Here is a 16,487-nt window from a genome sequence, read left to right on the forward strand (position 1 = left end):
AATCCTATGCGTTCATCCACTGGCGGATCACCGAAGCGGCTTCGGGCGGGTTCTGCGAGATCGCCTCGCCGATGCGCTTCAGCGCCGAAAGCTTGATGCGGCCGTCCACCTGGGCCAGGGCGATTTCCTGTTCGAGCAGCGGCTGTTCGGAGGCATGCGCCATCGCCTCCAGCTCCTTGCGCGCCTCCTCGTCGCCGTCGGCGGCGCGTTCGGCCAGCGCCAGCATCTCGGGCGACTGGGCGCCGATCAGCTCGGGTGCGGGCTCTGCCTCGATCGGGGCGGGGAGCGCGGCCTTCGGGCGGAACATGCGCAGGGCGAACAGGCCTGCACCCACCAGCACCAGCAGCTCGATCAGTCCGATCGCGCGGTCGGAGGTAAAGGCCGACCACCAGCTCGACTGCTTGTCCGCCAGCGGGTCGCCCGCCGAAAACGGCATGCTTTCCACCACCACGCTGTCGCCGCGCTGCGTGTCGGCGCCGACGGCGTTCTCGACCAGGCGCTGCAGGCGCTGGATCTGCGGCTGGGGCAGGCCCTTTTCACCGCCGTCGACCATCACCGCGACGCTCAGCCGCGTGACCTTGCCCGGCGCGCGCACCGTGACCGTCTTGGTCGAGCTGTTGTCATAGGTGGTGTCTTCGGACGTCTGGTTGCTCGCCGACTGCTTGCTCGATCCGGGGGCGTTGTTTGCCTGGCCCTGCGTCTCGGGCAGCTGGTTGGCGACGCTCGCGGTCTGCGGGCCGGCATCGGTCTCGCGGTTCTGGTCGCCGCTCTCGACGGTGACCTGGCGCGAGATGACCTGCTTGTCGGGGTCGAAGACGTTCGCTTCCTCGCGCGTCTGGTCGCGGTCGATCTGTGCCGAGACCTCGGCACGCACCTTGCCCTGGCCGACGATCGGCTCGAGCAGCGATTCGATCTCCTGGCGCAGCTTGGCTTCGACGGCCTGCTGGCGTTCGTCGGCATCGCCCGCGGCGGCCGAGTTCGGATCGCCCGCCCGCGCCAGCAGCGCGCCGGTCTGGTCGACGACCGAAACCGCGTCGGGCGACAGTTCGGGGACCGACGACGACACCAGGTAACGGATCGCGGCGATCGTTTCGGACGGCAGGCGGCCCTTGGTCTTGACCGTCACCGCCGCGCTCGCCTTGCGCGACTCGTTGGCGAACATCTGGCGTTCCGGCATCACGATGTGGACGCGGGCGGCGCTGACATTCTGGATCGTCTGGATCGACTTCGACAGTTCGCCCTCGATCGCGCGCGTCTCGTTCATCTTGGCGCGGCTGGCGGAAACGCCGAAGGGCTGTTCCTCGTCGAGCACCTCATAGCCGATCTTGCCGCCCAGCTTCTCGCCGGCCAGCGACATGCGCAGCTCGGCCAGCTTGCTCTCGGGCGCCATGATCGACGTGCCGTCGGCGGACAGCGTGTAATCCACGTTCTGCGCCTTCAGCTTCTCGGTGATCGCCGAAGCGGCCGAGGGATCGAGATCGGTGTACAGATAGCCCATCGTGGGCTTCGAGGTGCGCGTGGCGACGAACGCCAGCGCCGCGAGCAGAATGAGGGCTACGCCCCCCATCAGCATCAGCCTTTTGGGGCCGATCTGCTCGGCAAATTTCTTGATCGCTTCCAAAGTCGCCCCGTCAGATGGACCTGGGGCCTTCGCCCCCTCGATCAAATTATAGGAGGGGCGGACGCGGCAGATTGTGCCGAGTGGGAATTTTTTGCCGGGTGCCGGCGCCGCACCGGCACAAGTCATGGTGCGGCCAACAAAAACGCGCCGTCCGCGGTGCGGCTCGGCGCGTCAGTTGACCGGCGATGCGTTCGACGGGAGCTGTGTCGTCGATCGCCGGTCGAATGGGCAGGGGATCAATGCGGGAGCAGCGTTTCCAGTTCCGCGCGCACCGCCGCGCGGCGCGCGTCGGCGTTGACGGCCAGGCCGCCGGCTTCCCATCCGATCACGGCGTCGCCCGGCGCGACGGTTACGTCGCCGACGACCACCAGGTTCAGCCGGCGCCGGTCGCGCGTCTGGCGATCGGCGATGCGTGCCTCGATCGGTTCGATCAGTTCGGGGTTCACGCGCACCTCGATCTCGGTGCCGCGCGCGACCTGCGACAGCGCGCGGCCGATCGCCTCGTCGATCGCAAGGTCGGGGTCGAGCCGCAGCGCACGGCCGGCGATCATGTCCGCCGCCGTCAGCGCGACGTCGGCGGCATCGTTCGTCAACTGCCGGGCCACCTCGTCGAACCGCTCGTCAAGCGCCTCGATCCCCGCCTGCAACGCGTCGACCGCGCTCAGCAGCGCCACGTCGCGCTCGCTGCGCGCCTGGGCCAGCCCGGCGTCGAAGCCCTGCGCGCGGGCGAGGGCGATCTGCGCGCCCTGTTCGGCCTTCATCGTCGCGATTTCGGTGCGCAGCACCTCGATCTCGAGCTGAAGGTCCGACGGCACCGGGGCTGCGGCAGCCGCCCCGGGTGCGTCGTCCATCTCTGCCGAGAAGACCCGGTCGAAACCAAAGCGCTGAAAGGTCTGAAGGCTCATCGAAACTCGATCCTCAGATAATCATCGCGTCGTCGGACTTGGGGTCGACGAGCAGGATTTCGCCACGATCGGCAAGGCCCTTGGCCAGGCGGACGAGCGCGGACTGCGCCTCCTCGCAATCGCGTGCGCGAACCGGGCCCATCGCGGCCATGTCCTCGCGCATCAGCTTGGCGGCACGTTCGGTCATCGCGCCGAAGAACATCTGCTTCAGCTTGTCCGGCGCGCCCTTCAGCGCCAGCGCCATCTCGCGCTTGTCGGCGTTGCGGACGATAACGGCGATCGCGGTCGGCAGCAGGTTCGACAGATCCTCGAACGTGAACATCAGCGCGCGGATGCGTTCGGCGCTTTCCGGCGCGCGGGCGTCGAGCGCGGTGAGCATCGCTTCCTCGGTCGAACGGTCGAGCGAGTTGAACAGCTCGGCCATCGCCTCGTGCGGGTCGCGCTTCTGCGAACGCGACAGGTTGGTCATGAACTCGCTCTTCAGCGTCTGCTCGACCTGGTTGATGACATCCTTCTGCACCGTTTCCATGCGCAGCATGCGCATGATGACGTCGACCGAAAAGTCGCGCGGCAGCTCGGCGAGCACGCGCGCGGCATGGTCAGAACGCAGCTTGGAAAGGATCACCGCCACGGTCTGCGGATATTCGTGCTTCAGCGCCCCGGCAAGCACCGTCTCGCTGACGTTGGACAGCTTGTCCCACATCGTGCGGCCCGACGGACCGCGGATGTCTTCCATGATCTCCTTGACCTTGTCGCCGGGCATGATGCCCGCGAGCAGGCGCTCGGTGGTCTCGAAGCTGCCGTGGAGCGTCGCCATCGAGGCGACTTCGCTGGTGAACTGCACCAGCAGATGTTCGACGACTTCGGACGGCACGCGGCCCAGGCTGGCGATCGTGGAGGAAAGCTCCTTGATCTCCTCGGTGGTCAGCTGTTCCCAGATCGGCGCGCCGTGCTCGCGGCCCAGCGCGAGCATGAGGGCGGCCGCACGCTGCGGCCCATTATAGCGCTTCAGCTCGGGCGGCTCGGCCACCGGTGCCATTAGGCTCATTCGTAACCCCTGAAAAATGCCGACACGCCCACCGCATGCAGGCGTACCCGTCTATTATAGGACTATCCTCGGGGGATGGATGGACGACGCATGGTTAATTTATCGAACGGTCTGACTGCTCTAAGCCTGCTTTCCGGAAGCGACGCGTTCAGCGCCGCCGCCGCGGCGGCGAGCGCGGTCAAGATCGAAAGCAAGGACGTGCGCGCGGCCAAGGCGCTGTTCACGGCGACGCCGACGACGCCGCCTTGGGACGCGAAGGGCAACACCTCGACCGGCTCGCTCTCGTCGCAGGTCTCGTCGGTGCTGGCGATGCGCACGATCATCGATCGCGGCGTCACCGTCGGCGATCAGCTCGATCCCGACGTCCAGACGTCGTTCATCGCCTATAAGGCGCTCGACCGGCTGCGCGTGCTCAGCGAAAGCGCGTCGGCGACCACCACTTCCGATGCCCAGCGTGCGACGCTGCAAAAGGCGTTCGCCAAGGGGCTCGCCGATCTGCAGACCTTCCTCGGCCAGGCGCCGTCGGACAAGGTCAACCTTGCCTTCGCCCAGGCCAACCGCCTGGTGAAGACGGTCGCGGTCCAGGATCCGTTCCAGTACAGTTTTTCGAGCAACGGACTCGTCAAGAACCGCGACGATGCCTTGCCGGGGCTGGCCGGCAACGAGGTGTTCACGATCGGGCTGTCGAGCACGCGCTACAACGACAAGGTCACCGTCGACCTGTCGCAGGGGCCGCAGCCGCCGACGATCGATTCGGTGGTCAACGCGTTCAACGCCGCGATCCAGGCCGTGCCCGCGCGCAATCCGGACGGCACGATCGCGCTCGACGACAACGGCAATCAGCAGTCGCGCTGGCGCTCGCATTTCGAGGCGGAGAAGCAGGGCGACAAATGGGGCATCAAGCTCGTCACCCCCGGCGGCGTCGAGCATCTGACGCTCGACCAGGTCGGTGCGAAGAACGCGCTTGTCGTCACCACCGGCCAGACCGCCCTTGATTCGCCCACCGCCACGACCGTGTTCCGGATCGACGATCCCACCGGCGCGGCGACGCGCAAGTCGATGGCGACGGTTGCGGCGCTCGACGCGCCCGAAACCGAACGCGCCAAGCTGCTCGGCAAGACGACGACGATCTCCACCGCCAAGACGGGGGACGACGGCAAGGTCACGATCGAAAAGACGACGACCAGCAACGTCTATGCGGATACCAACGCCGCCGGCACCGTCACCGATGCCGAAGGCAACACCTATGTCGTCGGCACCACCAAGGGCGATCTGGGCGCGATGCGTTCGGACGGCGACGACAATCTGTTCCTCACCAAGCTCAACGGTGAAGGTCAGGTCGTGTGGCAGCGCAGCCTGGGGGCGGCGGGCTCGTCGACCGGTGCGGCGATCAGCATGGCGCCCGACGGCAACATCGTCGTCGCCGGCACGGTCAACGGTGCGTTCAACAACATGAGCACCGACGGCGACATGTTCGTCACCAAATATTCGCCGATCGGGGACGAGCAGTTCTCGACCGTCGTCCGCTCGGCCGGGGCAGACACCGCCAAGGCCGTGGCGGTCGGCGCCGACGGCTCGATCTATGTCGGCGGGCGCCTCGGGAAGGACGGCGGCGACGGGGCGATCACCCGGCTCACCGCCGACGGCAAGATCGCCGAGCGGCGGATCATCAGCGGCGCCACCGACAATTCGGAAAGCGTCACCGGCCTCGCGGTCGACGGCGACGGCAACCTGCTCGCGCTGGTCTCGAACAACGGCGTCGCCGAGCTGCACAAGATGAGCGGCTCGAGCCTTGCGACCGACATGGGCAGCCTGACGCTCGGCGCGGCCGATGCGCGCGCGATCGCGGTCGGTCCGGACGGCACGATCGTCGTCGGCGGCGCCACCAGCGGGCCGCTTGCCGGCACGCAGGTCAATTCGACCGCCGACGGCCGCGACGGCTTCGTCGCGCGGATCGACGCGGGGCTCAGCGGCGCCTCGGTCACCTATCTCGCCACTTCGGGGACCGATCAGGTCGACAGCGTCGCCTTCATGGGCTCCGACCTCTATGTCGGCGGACGCACCAGCGGGGCGCTCGGCGGTGCCAAGAGCGGTTCGGTCGACGGCTTCGTGTCGCGGATCGACATGGCGTCGGGCGCGATCGTCAGCACCGACCAGTTCGGCACGCCGCTTCAGCGGACCGAGCCTGTCCGGGTTGCCGCGGATGTCGGCGGGGCGAACGCGCTCTCGGCGATCGGTTTCGCGCGCGGCGCGATCAATCCGGTCATCTCGGCCAATCTGACGACGCAGACCGCGCTGCGTGCCGGCGACTCCTTTTCGATCCGTGTCGATGGCGGCGCGATCCGCAAGATCACGATCGAAAAGAACGAGACGATGACCACGCTGGCCGACAAGCTGCGCTGGATCGTCGGCTCTAAGGCGCTGATCTCGACGCCCAAGACTTCGGAAGGCCGCGCGCTCGGCGTCAACGTCAAGGCCGGGCATTCGATCGACTTCATGGCCGGCCCCGCCGACTCGGATGCGCTCTCCAAGCTCGGGCTCGACCCCCAGCGCGTGGCGACGCCCGACACGGTGTCGGCTTCGGCGCCCAAGGTCCAGCCCGGCGGCACCTATGGTCTCGGCCTTACCGAGGCGCTCAGCGTCAAGACCGCCGATGCCGCCAAGATGGCCTTCAAGAAGATCGAGGCCGCGCTCTCGATGACGCAGACCGCCTATCGCTCGCTCTATTGGGACGACGGCAAGGCCGCGATGGTCGATGCCTATAACGCCTCCAAGTCGGGCAAGAGCGGCGGCAGCGTCTCGGCCTATCAGCAGGCCCAGCTCAAAAACTATCAGGCCGCGTTGCAGCGCCTGACTGCCGGAAGCGGAACGCAAGCATGAGCATGACCACCCCCGCCATTCTCACCGGCATCCGCGAGCGGATGCAGAACCTGTCCGAACGCCAGCGCGTCGTGTCGCAGAACATCGCGAACAGCGAAACGCCCGGCTACCGCGCGCGCGAGGTGTCGTCGCCCAGCTTCGCCTATCTCGTCGGCGGCAGCGGCGTCGTCGAAAAGCCCAAGGTGGAGCTGACGCAGCGCATGCGCGGGCTCGGCGCGATCCAGCGCGCGGGCAGCAACCTCGTGTTCGACAAGGACATCACCGAGACCAAGCCCGACGGCAACAACGTCACGCTCGAAGACCAGCTGCTCAAGATGGGCGAGGTCCAGGCCGACTTCACCGCGATGACCAGCCTCTATCGCAAGCAGATCAGCCTGCTGAAGACCGCGATCGGCCGCAACAACGGCTGACGCCGCGACCACGGCACAACGAAAAGGGGCTTCGCCACGCGGCGGAGCCCCTTTTTTCATGGCATCGCGGACGATGCCGGCAATTCGAGCATCGCGCCGACGTGGTGGAACAAGCTGCCCATGAAAAAGGCGGGGCTCGGTTGGTCCGAGGCCCCGCCTTTCGGGTTCTGCGCCTGCCGTCGCGCGGGTACGCGACGCCGTGGTCAGAGGCGTGCGTTGATCGAGATCGGCGCGGCGATGTCCATGCCGCCCAGGCCACCGCTCGCACCATAGACGGTGCTGCGCGAGCCCGAGATCCGCTGTGCCTCGGCGGCGATGGCGGCCATCATCTCCGACGACAGCTCGATCTTGCGCGCCAGGATGTCGGCGTTGACGGTCGATGCGTCGCGCAGTTCGCGGCTCGCGTCGGAAAGCACCTGGCGCGCCTCGGCGTCGAGCGTTTCGGGCCATTCGGGCGACTGGCGCTTCAGTCGGGCGAGCTCGGCTTCGATGCACCCGGTCAGGCGGATCTTGGCGTTGGCGATCTCGCCGATTTCGGGCACGAACCCGCCGCGGCTGAGCCTGTCGCTCTCTTCTTCCATCAGTGCGGTCAGCGACTGCATGGCGTCGATCAGCTGTTCGGTCATTTTTGTCCCTGCTGAAGCTTGATGATCTGGTCGAGCACGGCCGGCGCAAGGCCGATGCCGCCGCGCTTGGCGATTTCGGTGCCCAGCTTTTCGGCCATCACACCGCGAAACATCTCCTCGCCATGGCCGCCGCTGAATTCACCGTCGGTCTGGGTGTTCTCGAACATCAGCTGCGTCATCTGGCCCAGGAACACCGCCTCGAAATCGCGCGCGGTCGCGGCGTCCTTGGGGTTGACCCGGGGCGTCGTGCGCGTGCCGGCCGCACCGGTCGCCGCGCTCGTCTGCGGGGTGGGAAGGGGAGTGATTTCGGTCATTACTGCACCTCGATTTCGGCCTGGAGCGCACCCGCCGACTTCACCGCCTGAAGGATGGTGATCAGGTCGCGCGGGCTCACGCCCAGCTTGTTCAGTCCGCTGACGAGCGACTGGAGCGATGCGCCGTGCACCAGCGCCAGCGATGCGCCGTTGCCGTCGTTCACCTGCACCTGGGTGCGCGGCACCACCGTCGTCTGGCCGTTGGAAAGCGGCGCGGGCTGCGAAACCTGCGGCGTTTCCGAAACGGTGATCGTCAGCCCACCCTGCGCGATCGCCACCGGGGTGATCCGCACATCGGCGTTCATCACCACCGTGCCCGACGCCTCGTTGATGACGACGCGCGCCGGCTGGTCGACCTTGATCTCGAGATCGCCGACCTGCGTGACCAGATCGACCACCGATCCGGAAAAGCCCGGTCCCGGCTTCACCTCGACGGTGGCGGGGTCCAGCACCTCGGCGGTGCCCGCAAAGCGGCCGTTGATCGCGCGTGCGATCCGGTCGGCGGTCGCGAAATCGGGGTTCTTGAGCGCGAGCTTCAGGCTCGTCGCCGAACGCAGCGAATAGGGCACCTCGCGTTCGATGATCGCACCGCCCGCGATCCGTGCCGAGGTGGTGACGCCGCGGCTCACGCTCGCGGCGGCGCCCTGGCCCTTGAATCCCGAAACCGCGACCGGCCCCTGCGCGACGGCATAGATCTCGCCGTCCAGCGCGCGCAGCGACGACGCGATCAGCGTCCCGCCCTGCAGGCTGGTGGCGTCGCCGAGTGCGGAGACCTGCACGTCGATGCGCGATCCCGACCGGGCGAACGGCGGCATCAGCGCGGTGATCGAAACCGCCGCGACATTCTGGATGCGCATGCTGGTGCCGCGGATGTTCACGCCCATCCGTTCGAGCATCGCCTGCATCGATTCTTCGGTGAACGGCGTGTTGCGCACGCGGTCGCCCGTGCCCGCCAGACCCACGACGAGGCCATAGCCGACGAGCTGGTTCTCGCGCACATTCTCGACATCCACGATGTCCTTGATGCGCGTCTGTGCGTGCGCGCCGGGCACGGCGGCGAACGCCAGTGCGAGGCCGATGAACGAAGCCGCTAAACGCTGCATAAACCCTCAAAAGCGTGGAAAGTCCGCGGTAATCTTCTTATAGAAGAAAAGGGGGAGCCATTTGGGCTTCGAGGTAAGAAAACGTGCGGATCGAAACCATATCGCCGATGCTGGTGCGCAGCCTTGTGGCCGCGTTGCCAAAGGTCGCGCCCCGGTTCGAAACGCCGCTCGATGCGCCGCCGCTCCCGCATGCCAATCCCGCGCACGGCGGCACTGCTGCGGTGACGACGCCGTCGGTGCAGATGCTCGTCGCGCTCGGCACCACCGATCCCGAGGTCGAACGGCGCCGCCGCATGGCGCGTGACGCCGAACGCGGCCTCGACGCGCTGGACCGGCTGCATCGCGAACTGTCGACCGGCGTGGCCAGCGTCGACCGGCTGCGCGAGATCGCCGAATGGTCGCAGACGTTCGAGACGAGCGACAATCCCGTGCTGTCCAACCTGTTGTCGGAAATCGACCTGCGCGTCCGCGTCGAACTCGCCAAGTTCGATATCGAGATCTGATCGGGCCCGTCCGGGCCTGTCCGGGAACATCGGCGCACCCGGACGACGGCCTTCGGCCATCCCGGCAATCACGAAAGGGAGCTGGAAAGGGAAGGGGGCGCGGGCATCGTCGCCCGTAGCCCGGCCGCGCGTCAGGCGCGCTGGCGTGCGATCCGCAGCACGTAGCTGATGACTTCGGCCACCGCGGCATAATGCTCGACCGGGATCGGCCGGTCGAGTTCGGCGCTGGCATAGAGCGCGCGCGCCAGCGGCCGGTTCTCGACCATCGGGATATTGTGCTCGGCCGCGATCTCGCGGATCTTCAGCGCGATCGCGTCGACGCCCTTCGCCACCACCACCGGTGCCGCCATCACGCCATGGTCATATTGCAGCGCGATCGCATAGTGCGTCGGGTTGGTGATGATGACGCTGGCCTTGGGCACATTGGCCATCATCCGGTTCCTGGCGCGCTGCATCTGCATGCCGCGGATCTTGGCCTTGATCTTGGGGTCGCCCTCGGCGTCCTTGTGCTCGTCCTTGATCTCCTGCAGGCTCATGCGCATCCGCTTCATGAACGCGCGCCGCTGCCACACGAAATCGAACAGCGCGAGCGCGCCGACCAGCATCGCGATCGGGCGCAGCATCGCCAGCACGATCGACGACGCCGCCGCACCCGTGGTGTACAGGTCGGCGCCGACGAGCTGGTCGACGCCGGCGGCATAGGGCCAGGCGATCACGCCGGCGATGCCCGCCACCATGCACAGCTTGGCAAAGGTCTTGAAGAACTCGACCAGCGACTGCTTGCCGAACATCCGCATCAGCCCGCTGGCGGGGTTCAGCTTCGACCATTTGGGCTTGATGCGGCTCCACGCCAGCATCGGCCGCCCCTGCAACAGCCCGCCGAGCAGCGCCATGCCGAACAGCGCGCCCATCAGCGGCAGCATCGCGGTGGCGATCATCTCGAACAGGCCGGTGGCAAAGGCCTGCGCGCCTTCGGGTTCCAGGCGGAAATCGTCCGCGCCGCCCCACAGGCGCACGAACAGCGTACCCATCGACCGCAGCGTATAGGTGCCCAGCCCGCCCATCACGACCAGCATCGCCACGAACATCGCGGCATGGCGCATCTCGGGCGCCATCGGCGTCTCGCCGCGCTCGCGCGCGTCCTGCAGCTTCTTGTCTGTTGGGTCGTGGGTCTTGTCGTCGCTGTCGCCGCCCCCGGCCATTACCAGCCTCCCTGCATCGCGTCGGCCATGGCCTTGGCGAACATGGTCAGCATCGTGCCGATCGTTGCGGCGGCCAGGCTGACGCCCAGCAACAGGTTGAGCGGCTGCGCGATGAAGAACACCTGGATCGCCGGGGCAACGCGCGCGGCGAGCGCCAGCGCGACGTTGAAGACGATGCCATAGACGAGCAGCGGCGCCGCCAGGCTGAAGCCCAGCGTCATCGAACGCGACAACGCCTGCACCGCCAGCTGGGCAAAGTCATGCATCGGCGGCAATCCGCCGACGGGAAAGCTGTGATAGCTCTGGATCATCGCGCCCAGCCACAGGTGATGCACCTGCATCCCCAGGCAGACGAGCGCGGCGGCGATGCCGACGAACTTCGACAGCAGCGGCGCCGAACCCGATTGCGACGGGTCGAACACCACCGCCGACGAAAAGCCGGCCTGCATGCTGACGATCGAACCCGCCATCGCCATCGCAAAGAACAGGATGCGCACGATCGTGCCGATCGCCAGGCCGGTGACCAGTTCGCTCACCAGCACTGCGGGCAGCACCGCGCCGTGCGACAGCGCGTTGCGCGCGGGATCGCCCAGGATGCCGAACAGCGCGGCCGACATGCCGAATGCGATCATCAGCCGCACGCGCCCCGGGATCGAATCGTCGCCGAAAACGGGCAGCAGCATCAGCACCGCGCCCACGCGGGCGAACACCACGAAGAATGCGGCGACGGTCAGCTCAAGGTCGGGGGGGACGATCATCCGTGGATCATCCGTGGATGATCAGGTCGCTCACCCGCGCCATGAACCCGGCAAGCGCCTGGCCCATGGTCGGGAGCATCAGCAGGAAAACCAGGCCCATGGCCAGGATCTTCGGCACGAAGGTCAGCGTCGTTTCCTGGATCTGCGTCAGCGCCTGCAACAGGCCGATCAGCGAACCCACGATCAGCGAGGTCAGCAGCAACGGGCCCGCCACGGTAAGGACGAGCAGCAGCGCCGCCTGCGCAAGATCGATGACCTGGCCCGGGCTCATCGGTCAGATCTGCATCCGCATGATTTCGGAATAGGCGCTGACGACGCGGTCACGCACCGCGACCATCGTGTCGAGCGCCGTTTCGGCCGCGCCGATCGCGGTGACGACGTCGATCAGGTCGCCCTTGCCGGCAACCTGCATCGCCGACGCCTTTTCGGCGGTGCGCAGCTGGTCGGCGGTGTCGGTGACCATGCTCTCGACCATCGCGCCAAAGCCGCCCGTGCCGCCGATCGCGTCGGTCTTGCCCGTGCTCGCCTTGCCGCCCAGCGTGCCGCCCAGGCCGGCAACGCGGCCATAGGCATTGGTGGCGTCCAGTGCTCCGATAGACATAGGGATTCCTCGTTTGGTGAAACGGCGGGGCCGTTATTTCAGCAGGTCGATCGTGCGCATCGTCAGCGTCTTGGCCGCCTCGATGGCATTCAGATTGGCTTCATAGCTGCGCTGCGCGGCCTTCATGTCGGCGCTCTCGATCAGGCCGTTGACATTGGGCTTCAGCACATAACCCTTGGCGTCGGCGGCCGGGTGGCCGGGCTCGTACACGCGGGTAAAGGCCGAATTGTCAGCCTGGATGCCCGACACCTTGACCCCCGTCGCGCCCGTGGCGTGATCGACCTGGGCCTGGAAGCTGGCGACGCGGCGGCGATAGGGATTGCCGCCCGGCGTCGACGCGACCGAGTCCTGGTTGGCAAGGTTTTCGGCGATGACGCGCATCCGCAGCGACTGGGCGCGGAGGCCCGATGCCGAGACGGCGAGCGAAGTCTTCAAGTCCATGCGCTACTCCGGATGGGGCCGTAGGCGGCCTCACGACCATTGTAGGCAATTTTTGCCGCATGCGGCGTCGGGGGCGGAAAAAAGGTTCCTATAAGTCTTGGTGAAAGGGAGCCGCATGTCCGTTATCGATGGCATCACGATCGAACTGTCGATCGTCCTTGGGTCGGCCGAGGTGCCGATCCGCAACATCCTTCAGATGAGCCGTGGGGCGATGATCCCGCTCGATTGCGGGCAGGACGATCCCAGCCTCGTCTATGTGAACGGCGAGCTCGTGGCCAAGGGCCGCATCCTCGTCGACGGCGACCAGATGTCGCTCGAAATCTCCGAGATTGTGAAGAAGCAGCGCCAATAATGGATATTCTGTCGATGCTGCGCACCATGGGTGCGCTGGGGATGGTGCTCGGCATGCTCGTGTGCGCGCTGTGGATCGTGCGCCGCTACGACCTCAAGCTGCCCGGCCGCGTTTCGGCGACGGGCCGCAAGCGCGTCGAGCTGGTCGAACGGCTGCCGGTCGACGGCAAGCGTTCGATCGCGCTCATCCGTCGCGACGGTTGCGAACATCTGATCCTGATGGGGCCGGAAGGCCATGCGACGATCGAAACCGGCATCGCGGCGCCCGCGCGCGCCGAGCCGCAGGGCGCGGCGGCCGAGCCGCCCGCGACGATCGAGCGCGATCTCGAGGTGCTGAAGTCCGGCTTCGCCCGGCTGGTCGAGCTGCCGCGTGCGGTCGCTGCCGGCGTCGCGCGTGCCCAGGCGCAGTTCAATGCGGCGTCGGGGGCGTCGACCGTGTCGGATGCCGACGCTCCTGTCGACGCGCTGCCCGCGGAGATCGACCCGGCGCCTTCGGCGTCGCCCGACGGCATGGTGGTGGTCGAACTGACCCCCGCCGAGGCCGCCGCCGAATGTGCGCCCGAACCCGTCGTCGCTGCGGCATCGCTCGTCCCGGCCGATCCGGCCGAGGCTCCGGCGCTCGTCCGCGCGCGTTCGCCGCGCGTCAAGGTGGCTGCCGAAGCGCGCACCCGCACCCGCCGCCCGCGTGACACCGCCCGGTGGAACCGCGCTGCGGTGCGCGAGGCGCTCAATGCGTAAACTCCTGATCGCCGCTGCGGTCGCCCTGATGCTGGTGCCGGTCGCGGCGCTGGCGCAGGTCGCGCAGCCCGCCGCTTCGGCGGCGGCCAAGGCGACGACGATCACGCTCGGCGGGGACGGCGCGCTTTCGGGCCGCGCGATCCAGCTCGTGCTGATGCTGACGGTGCTCAGCCTCGCGCCGGGGCTGCTGATGACCGTCACCAGCTTCACGCGCATGGTCGTGGCGCTGTCGCTGCTGCGCACCGGCATCGGTGCCCAGGGCGTGCCGCCCAACCCGGTGGTGATCGCGCTGGCGATGTTTCTGTCGTTCTTCGTGATGGCGCCCACGTTCGAAAAGGCGTGGAACGACGGTGTCGATCCCTACACCAAGGGCAAGATCACCGAGACGGTGGCGTTCGAACGCACGTCGGAACCGTTCCGCCAGTTCATGCTCAGCCAGGTCCGCGACAGCGACCTCAAGCTCTTCGCCGATCTGGCGCGCAAGCCGATCGCGTCGCGCGCGCAGACGCCGCTGTCGACGCTGACCCCGGCGTTCATGATCTCCGAACTGCGTCGCGCGTTCGAAATCGGCTTCCTGCTGCTGCTGCCGTTCCTCGTCATCGACCTTGCCGTGTCGGCGGTGCTGATGGCGATGGGCATGATGATGCTGCCGCCGACGACGATCTCGTTGCCGATGAAGGTGATCTTCTTCGTGCTCGTCGACGGCTGGGCGCTCGTGGCGGGGTCGCTGGTCAAGAGTTTCGGCACCGTCTGACGGCGTCCGTCCGCATCGCTTCCAGGGAGAAAGGGGTCTGCCGTCGGCAGGCCCCTTTTTCGTTGGGGGTTCGCCGGCGCGCGCCGGCCCGCCTGCGGGCGGGTACGCGGCCGGGGGAAAGGTGCGGGGTTGGGGGCGGGGGTAGGGGGGGCGTCCGCTGGTCCGCATCGGGCGCCTTGCGGCGGCGCCCGCGCCGGGATCAGTTGGTCTTGCCGCCGTGGCCCAGCCAGGCCGACAGCTCGTTGTACGAGATCGTCTCGACGAACGCGATCCCGACCTCGTCCTCGATGCTCCAGCGGACATGCGCGTGGCGCGGCGTCAGGCCGGCGACGTGCAGCGTGATCTGGTGGTCGAGTGCCGCCGGGCTCGACAGGCGCAGCCGCGCGCCGGTCTGCGAGATATTCTCGATCAGCACTTCCATGCCGCGGCCCAGATGGATCAGGCGTGCGGGGAAATAGACGTCGAAACGCGGCGCGCGCGGCATCGCCGCCTCGCCCGCACGGACGCCCGAACGCGCCTCGCTCAGCACGCGGTCGACCTCGATCGGCGCGTCGAACTGCACGCCAGCGCGGCCGGGCTCGGCCCAGGCGACGCGGCCTTCCAGCTTCTCGCCGCTGCGCAGCTCGACCGAGACCTGGTTGTCCCTGGCGAGCGACAGCGGCGATTCGACGAGCATGCCCGTCGCCGAGATGTTGCGGATGCGGCAGATCTGCTGGACCGTGCGCTCGCACATCAGCTTGCCCACCAGCAGCGTGGTGACGATGCGCGGTGCGCGCTCGACGTGATAGAGATGGGGCGCGTCGGTGCGGGTCTCGGCGTCGATCATGCTTCTCTCCTCACCCGAAGGCGTGTCGGCCTGGGGGTCGAGTCGCATCATCTTGCTCCGTTCCGCGGGGCGGCGCGCCTCCGGGCCGACACCGATAGGGTCATGCCGGGTTCACCTTGGTCACCGCCACCTTGCGCAGCACGCCGGGGCCGAACGCCTCGGGGGCCGACGCCATCACCACGCGGCGAAACGTCTCCAGGTCGGGCAGCAGCCCGTCCGGACCGGACGCCATCGGCGTGCGGAACGTGCGCATGTTGATCGCGTGCAGCAGCAGCGGCAGCCGCGCGGTCACGTACTCGGCCTTGTCGGTCGGGACTTCGAGCTGGATGTGGAACTGGGCATAGCCCGACAGCCTGCCGTCGGGGAAAACCAGCGGGGCCAGCACGGTGCCGCCGTCGACGAAGGTGGGGGGCTTGGTATCCGCCGCGGGTGCGCCCGCCGGGCGCGGGCCGAGCAGCTTCAGCGTGCCATAGGCCGCGCCGCCGCCCAGGCCGAGGCCCAGCAATGCCACCACGAGCAGAAAGAGAATCTTCTTCATCGTGCGGCGCCCCTCAGAACTTGAAGCTCGAGTCGGACGGCAGCGACGACGCCTCCGCCTTCAGCACGATCGTGATACGGCGGTTTTCGGGGCGGTCGGGCTGGTCGGGATAGACCGGCTTGGTCGCCCCCATGGCGACGACTTCGGCAAAGCGGTCGGGCGTGATCCCGCCGGCGATCAGCGCGGCGCGCGCCGCCAGGGCGCGTTCGCCCGAAAGCCGCCAGTTGGCCTCGCCCTGGCCGCCGGTGCCGTCGGTATGGCCCTCGATCGCGATCTGCGCGCCCGATTTGGCCAGCTTGGCCGCCGCCTGCGCCAGCAGCGCGCGGGCATAGGGGTTCAGCTCGGCGGTGTTGGCGCGGAACATCGACTGGCGGTCGGTGTCCATCAGCGTGATGCGCAGCCCGTCGCGCGCCGCCTGGATGTCGGTGTTCTTCTTGCCCTGCGACTGGCTGTTGGGAATCGAATCGAGCGCGACCTGCAGTTCGGACGCAATCACGCGCAGCGAGGCATCGGGCACGTTGGCGGTGCCGCCGCGGGCCTCGCCCACGGTCGCCGCGGTCTCGGCGGGGACGCCGCGCGCCGCGCTCATGTCGGTCGACGACTTGCGCGACTGGCCGCCGGTGCCCTCCGACGCCCCCTGGATCGGGGACGCCGGGGCGCCGTTCGAAACGCTCGGCGAGAAATATTGCGCCAGGCCCTTCAGCCGCTGCTTGTCGGGGTTGGCGATCAGCCACAGCAGCATGAAGAACGCCATCATCGCGGTCACGAAGTCGGCGTAAGCGACCTTCCACGCGCCACCATGATGACCGCCGGCGACCTTCTTGACCTTCTTGATGATGATCGGGCGGTCATTCGCCGGATGCGCCAT

General features: G+C 67.7%; 20 protein-coding genes. 6 read left to right on the forward strand and 14 right to left on the reverse strand.

Annotated elements, in window-relative coordinates:
* Positions 1–4: 4 nt before the first annotated feature.
* The 3 genes from fliF to ACT3CF_RS04370 form a co-directional block, all read right to left on the reverse strand.
* Positions 5–1,573, reverse strand: a complete 1,569-nt coding sequence (gene fliF, locus ACT3CF_RS04360; protein WP_478421344.1) for a flagellar basal-body MS-ring/collar protein FliF — start codon at positions 1,571–1,573, stop codon at positions 5–7.
* 284 nt (positions 1,574–1,857) lie between these two features.
* Positions 1,858–2,526, reverse strand: coding sequence for a FliH/SctL family protein (locus tag ACT3CF_RS04365; protein WP_478420651.1), 669 nt, complete (start codon positions 2,524–2,526; stop codon positions 1,858–1,860).
* A gap of 13 nt (positions 2,527–2,539) precedes the next feature.
* Complete coding sequence (locus ACT3CF_RS04370; protein WP_478420652.1) at positions 2,540–3,574, reverse strand: flagellar motor switch protein FliG; 1,035 nt, start codon at positions 3,572–3,574, stop codon at positions 2,540–2,542.
* A 90-nt stretch (positions 3,575–3,664) separates the two neighbouring features.
* Here ACT3CF_RS04370 and ACT3CF_RS04375 point away from each other — a divergent pair, with 90 nt between their 5' ends.
* On the forward strand, positions 3,665–6,454 hold the full coding sequence (locus ACT3CF_RS04375; protein ID WP_478420653.1) for an NHL repeat-containing protein: 2,790 nt from the start codon (positions 3,665–3,667) through the stop codon (positions 6,452–6,454).
* Between the two features lie 2 nt (positions 6,455–6,456).
* Positions 6,457–6,864 (forward strand): flagellar basal body protein, encoded by a 408-nt coding sequence (locus ACT3CF_RS04380; protein WP_478421345.1) that lies wholly within the window; start codon positions 6,457–6,459, stop codon positions 6,862–6,864.
* Positions 6,865–7,067: 203 nt separating this feature from the next.
* Here ACT3CF_RS04380 and ACT3CF_RS04385 read toward each other — a convergent pair whose 3' ends face one another.
* Genes ACT3CF_RS04385 through ACT3CF_RS04395 form a run of 3 tightly spaced genes read right to left on the reverse strand, consistent with a single transcriptional unit; the run spans position 7,068 to position 8,907 of the window.
* The gene (locus tag ACT3CF_RS04385) at positions 7,068–7,490 is read right to left on the reverse strand and encodes a flagellar protein FlgN (RefSeq protein WP_478420654.1); all 423 of its coding nucleotides are present in this window, start codon (positions 7,488–7,490) and stop codon (positions 7,068–7,070) included.
* Positions 7,487–7,804, reverse strand: coding sequence for a rod-binding protein (locus ACT3CF_RS04390; protein WP_478420655.1), 318 nt, complete (start codon positions 7,802–7,804; stop codon positions 7,487–7,489). Before ACT3CF_RS04390 ends, ACT3CF_RS04385 begins: the two co-directional genes overlap by 4 nt.
* The gene (locus ACT3CF_RS04395; RefSeq protein ID WP_478420656.1) at positions 7,804–8,907 is read right to left on the reverse strand and encodes a flagellar basal body P-ring protein FlgI; all 1,104 of its coding nucleotides are present in this window, start codon (positions 8,905–8,907) and stop codon (positions 7,804–7,806) included. The genes ACT3CF_RS04390 and ACT3CF_RS04395 overlap by 1 nt, the downstream gene beginning before the upstream one ends.
* Before the next feature lie 83 nt (positions 8,908–8,990).
* On the opposite strand from ACT3CF_RS04395, the gene ACT3CF_RS04400 reads away from it, so the two are divergent.
* Positions 8,991–9,410 (forward strand): flagellar assembly protein FliX, encoded by a 420-nt coding sequence (locus ACT3CF_RS04400; RefSeq protein WP_478420657.1) that lies wholly within the window; start codon positions 8,991–8,993, stop codon positions 9,408–9,410.
* 131 nt (positions 9,411–9,541) lie between these two features.
* Here the strand turns inward: ACT3CF_RS04400 and flhB are convergent, their stop codons facing one another.
* The 5 genes from flhB to flgC are packed head-to-tail and all read right to left on the reverse strand — an operon-like array spanning position 9,542 to position 12,412.
* Positions 9,542–10,612, reverse strand: coding sequence for a flagellar biosynthesis protein FlhB (flhB, locus tag ACT3CF_RS04405; protein ID WP_478420658.1), 1,071 nt, complete (start codon positions 10,610–10,612; stop codon positions 9,542–9,544).
* On the reverse strand, positions 10,612–11,370 hold the full coding sequence (gene fliR / locus ACT3CF_RS04410) for a flagellar biosynthetic protein FliR (protein WP_478420660.1): 759 nt from the start codon (positions 11,368–11,370) through the stop codon (positions 10,612–10,614). Before fliR ends, flhB begins: the two co-directional genes overlap by 1 nt.
* Positions 11,371–11,377: 7 nt before the next feature.
* Complete coding sequence (locus ACT3CF_RS04415) at positions 11,378–11,641, reverse strand: flagellar biosynthetic protein FliQ (RefSeq protein WP_478420662.1); 264 nt, start codon at positions 11,639–11,641, stop codon at positions 11,378–11,380.
* 3 nt (positions 11,642–11,644) lie between these two features.
* A complete protein-coding gene (gene fliE / locus ACT3CF_RS04420; RefSeq protein WP_478420663.1) occupies positions 11,645–11,971 on the reverse strand; it encodes a flagellar hook-basal body complex protein FliE in 327 nt (108 codons plus the stop codon).
* A gap of 33 nt (positions 11,972–12,004) precedes the next feature.
* A complete protein-coding gene (gene flgC, locus ACT3CF_RS04425) occupies positions 12,005–12,412 on the reverse strand; it encodes a flagellar basal body rod protein FlgC (RefSeq protein ID WP_478420664.1) in 408 nt (135 codons plus the stop codon).
* Between the two features lie 115 nt (positions 12,413–12,527).
* Here flgC and ACT3CF_RS04430 point away from each other — a divergent pair, with 115 nt between their 5' ends.
* From ACT3CF_RS04430 to fliP, 3 genes are read left to right on the forward strand one after another with little or no spacing between them, the layout of a single operon-like run.
* A complete protein-coding gene (locus ACT3CF_RS04430; protein ID WP_478420665.1) occupies positions 12,528–12,764 on the forward strand; it encodes a FliM/FliN family flagellar motor switch protein in 237 nt (78 codons plus the stop codon).
* Positions 12,764–13,501: a flagellar biosynthetic protein FliO gene (locus ACT3CF_RS04435; protein WP_478420667.1), complete on the forward strand. Its 738-nt coding sequence runs from the start codon at positions 12,764–12,766 to the stop codon at positions 13,499–13,501. The genes ACT3CF_RS04430 and ACT3CF_RS04435 overlap by 1 nt, the downstream gene beginning before the upstream one ends.
* A complete protein-coding gene (gene fliP, locus ACT3CF_RS04440; protein WP_478420668.1) occupies positions 13,494–14,255 on the forward strand; it encodes a flagellar type III secretion system pore protein FliP in 762 nt (253 codons plus the stop codon). The genes ACT3CF_RS04435 and fliP overlap by 8 nt, the downstream gene beginning before the upstream one ends.
* Positions 14,256–14,454: 199 nt before the next feature.
* On the opposite strand, the gene ACT3CF_RS04445 is transcribed toward fliP, so the two are convergent.
* The 3 genes from ACT3CF_RS04445 to ACT3CF_RS04455 are packed head-to-tail and all read right to left on the reverse strand — an operon-like array spanning position 14,455 to position 16,487.
* Entirely contained in the window at positions 14,455–15,132 is a 678-nt protein-coding gene (locus tag ACT3CF_RS04445; protein WP_478420669.1) for a PilZ domain-containing protein, read from the reverse strand.
* A 49-nt stretch (positions 15,133–15,181) separates the two neighbouring features.
* The gene (locus ACT3CF_RS04450; protein ID WP_478420670.1) at positions 15,182–15,619 is read right to left on the reverse strand and encodes a hypothetical protein; all 438 of its coding nucleotides are present in this window, start codon (positions 15,617–15,619) and stop codon (positions 15,182–15,184) included.
* Between the two features lie 13 nt (positions 15,620–15,632).
* Positions 15,633–16,487 carry a flagellar motor protein MotB gene (locus tag ACT3CF_RS04455; RefSeq protein ID WP_478420671.1) on the reverse strand — a complete coding sequence of 285 codons (855 nt, stop codon included), beginning with the start codon at positions 16,485–16,487 and terminating at the stop codon, positions 15,633–15,635.

The organism is Sphingomonas chlorellae (genome assembly GCF_056485145.1).

What these genes read in the sequence shown, in the direction of transcription:
- fliF (WP_478421344.1), bottom strand. Translation starts at nt 1,573, where the DNA reads ATGCTGATGGGGGGCGTAGCCCTCATTCTGCTCGCGGCGCTGGCGTTC.
- ACT3CF_RS04365 (WP_478420651.1), bottom strand. Translation starts at nt 2,526, where the DNA reads ATGAGCCTTCAGACCTTTCAGCGCTTTGGTTTCGACCGGGTCTTCTCG.
- ACT3CF_RS04370 (WP_478420652.1), bottom strand. Translation starts at nt 3,574, where the DNA reads ATGAGCCTAATGGCACCGGTGGCCGAGCCGCCCGAGCTGAAGCGCTAT.
- ACT3CF_RS04375 (WP_478420653.1), top strand. Translation starts at nt 3,665, where the DNA reads ATGGTTAATTTATCGAACGGTCTGACTGCTCTAAGCCTGCTTTCCGGA.
- ACT3CF_RS04380 (WP_478421345.1), top strand. Translation starts at nt 6,457, where the DNA reads ATGACCACCCCCGCCATTCTCACCGGCATCCGCGAGCGGATGCAGAAC.
- ACT3CF_RS04385 (WP_478420654.1), bottom strand. Translation starts at nt 7,490, where the DNA reads ATGACCGAACAGCTGATCGACGCCATGCAGTCGCTGACCGCACTGATG.
- ACT3CF_RS04390 (WP_478420655.1), bottom strand. Translation starts at nt 7,804, where the DNA reads ATGACCGAAATCACTCCCCTTCCCACCCCGCAGACGAGCGCGGCGACC.
- ACT3CF_RS04395 (WP_478420656.1), bottom strand. Translation starts at nt 8,907, where the DNA reads ATGCAGCGTTTAGCGGCTTCGTTCATCGGCCTCGCACTGGCGTTCGCC.
- flhB (WP_478420658.1), bottom strand. Translation starts at nt 10,612, where the DNA reads ATGGCCGGGGGCGGCGACAGCGACGACAAGACCCACGACCCAACAGAC.
- fliR (WP_478420660.1), bottom strand. Translation starts at nt 11,370, where the DNA reads ATGATCGTCCCCCCCGACCTTGAGCTGACCGTCGCCGCATTCTTCGTG.
- ACT3CF_RS04415 (WP_478420662.1), bottom strand. Translation starts at nt 11,641, where the DNA reads ATGAGCCCGGGCCAGGTCATCGATCTTGCGCAGGCGGCGCTGCTGCTC.
- fliE (WP_478420663.1), bottom strand. Translation starts at nt 11,971, where the DNA reads ATGTCTATCGGAGCACTGGACGCCACCAATGCCTATGGCCGCGTTGCC.
- flgC (WP_478420664.1), bottom strand. Translation starts at nt 12,412, where the DNA reads ATGGACTTGAAGACTTCGCTCGCCGTCTCGGCATCGGGCCTCCGCGCC.
- ACT3CF_RS04430 (WP_478420665.1), top strand. Translation starts at nt 12,528, where the DNA reads ATGTCCGTTATCGATGGCATCACGATCGAACTGTCGATCGTCCTTGGG.
- ACT3CF_RS04435 (WP_478420667.1), top strand. Translation starts at nt 12,764, where the DNA reads ATGGATATTCTGTCGATGCTGCGCACCATGGGTGCGCTGGGGATGGTG.
- fliP (WP_478420668.1), top strand. Translation starts at nt 13,494, where the DNA reads ATGCGTAAACTCCTGATCGCCGCTGCGGTCGCCCTGATGCTGGTGCCG.
- ACT3CF_RS04445 (WP_478420669.1), bottom strand. Translation starts at nt 15,132, where the DNA reads ATGATGCGACTCGACCCCCAGGCCGACACGCCTTCGGGTGAGGAGAGA.
- ACT3CF_RS04450 (WP_478420670.1), bottom strand. Translation starts at nt 15,619, where the DNA reads ATGAAGAAGATTCTCTTTCTGCTCGTGGTGGCATTGCTGGGCCTCGGC.
- ACT3CF_RS04455 (WP_478420671.1), bottom strand. Translation starts at nt 16,487, where the DNA reads ATGGCGCATCCGGCGAATGACCGCCCGATCATCATCAAGAAGGTCAAG.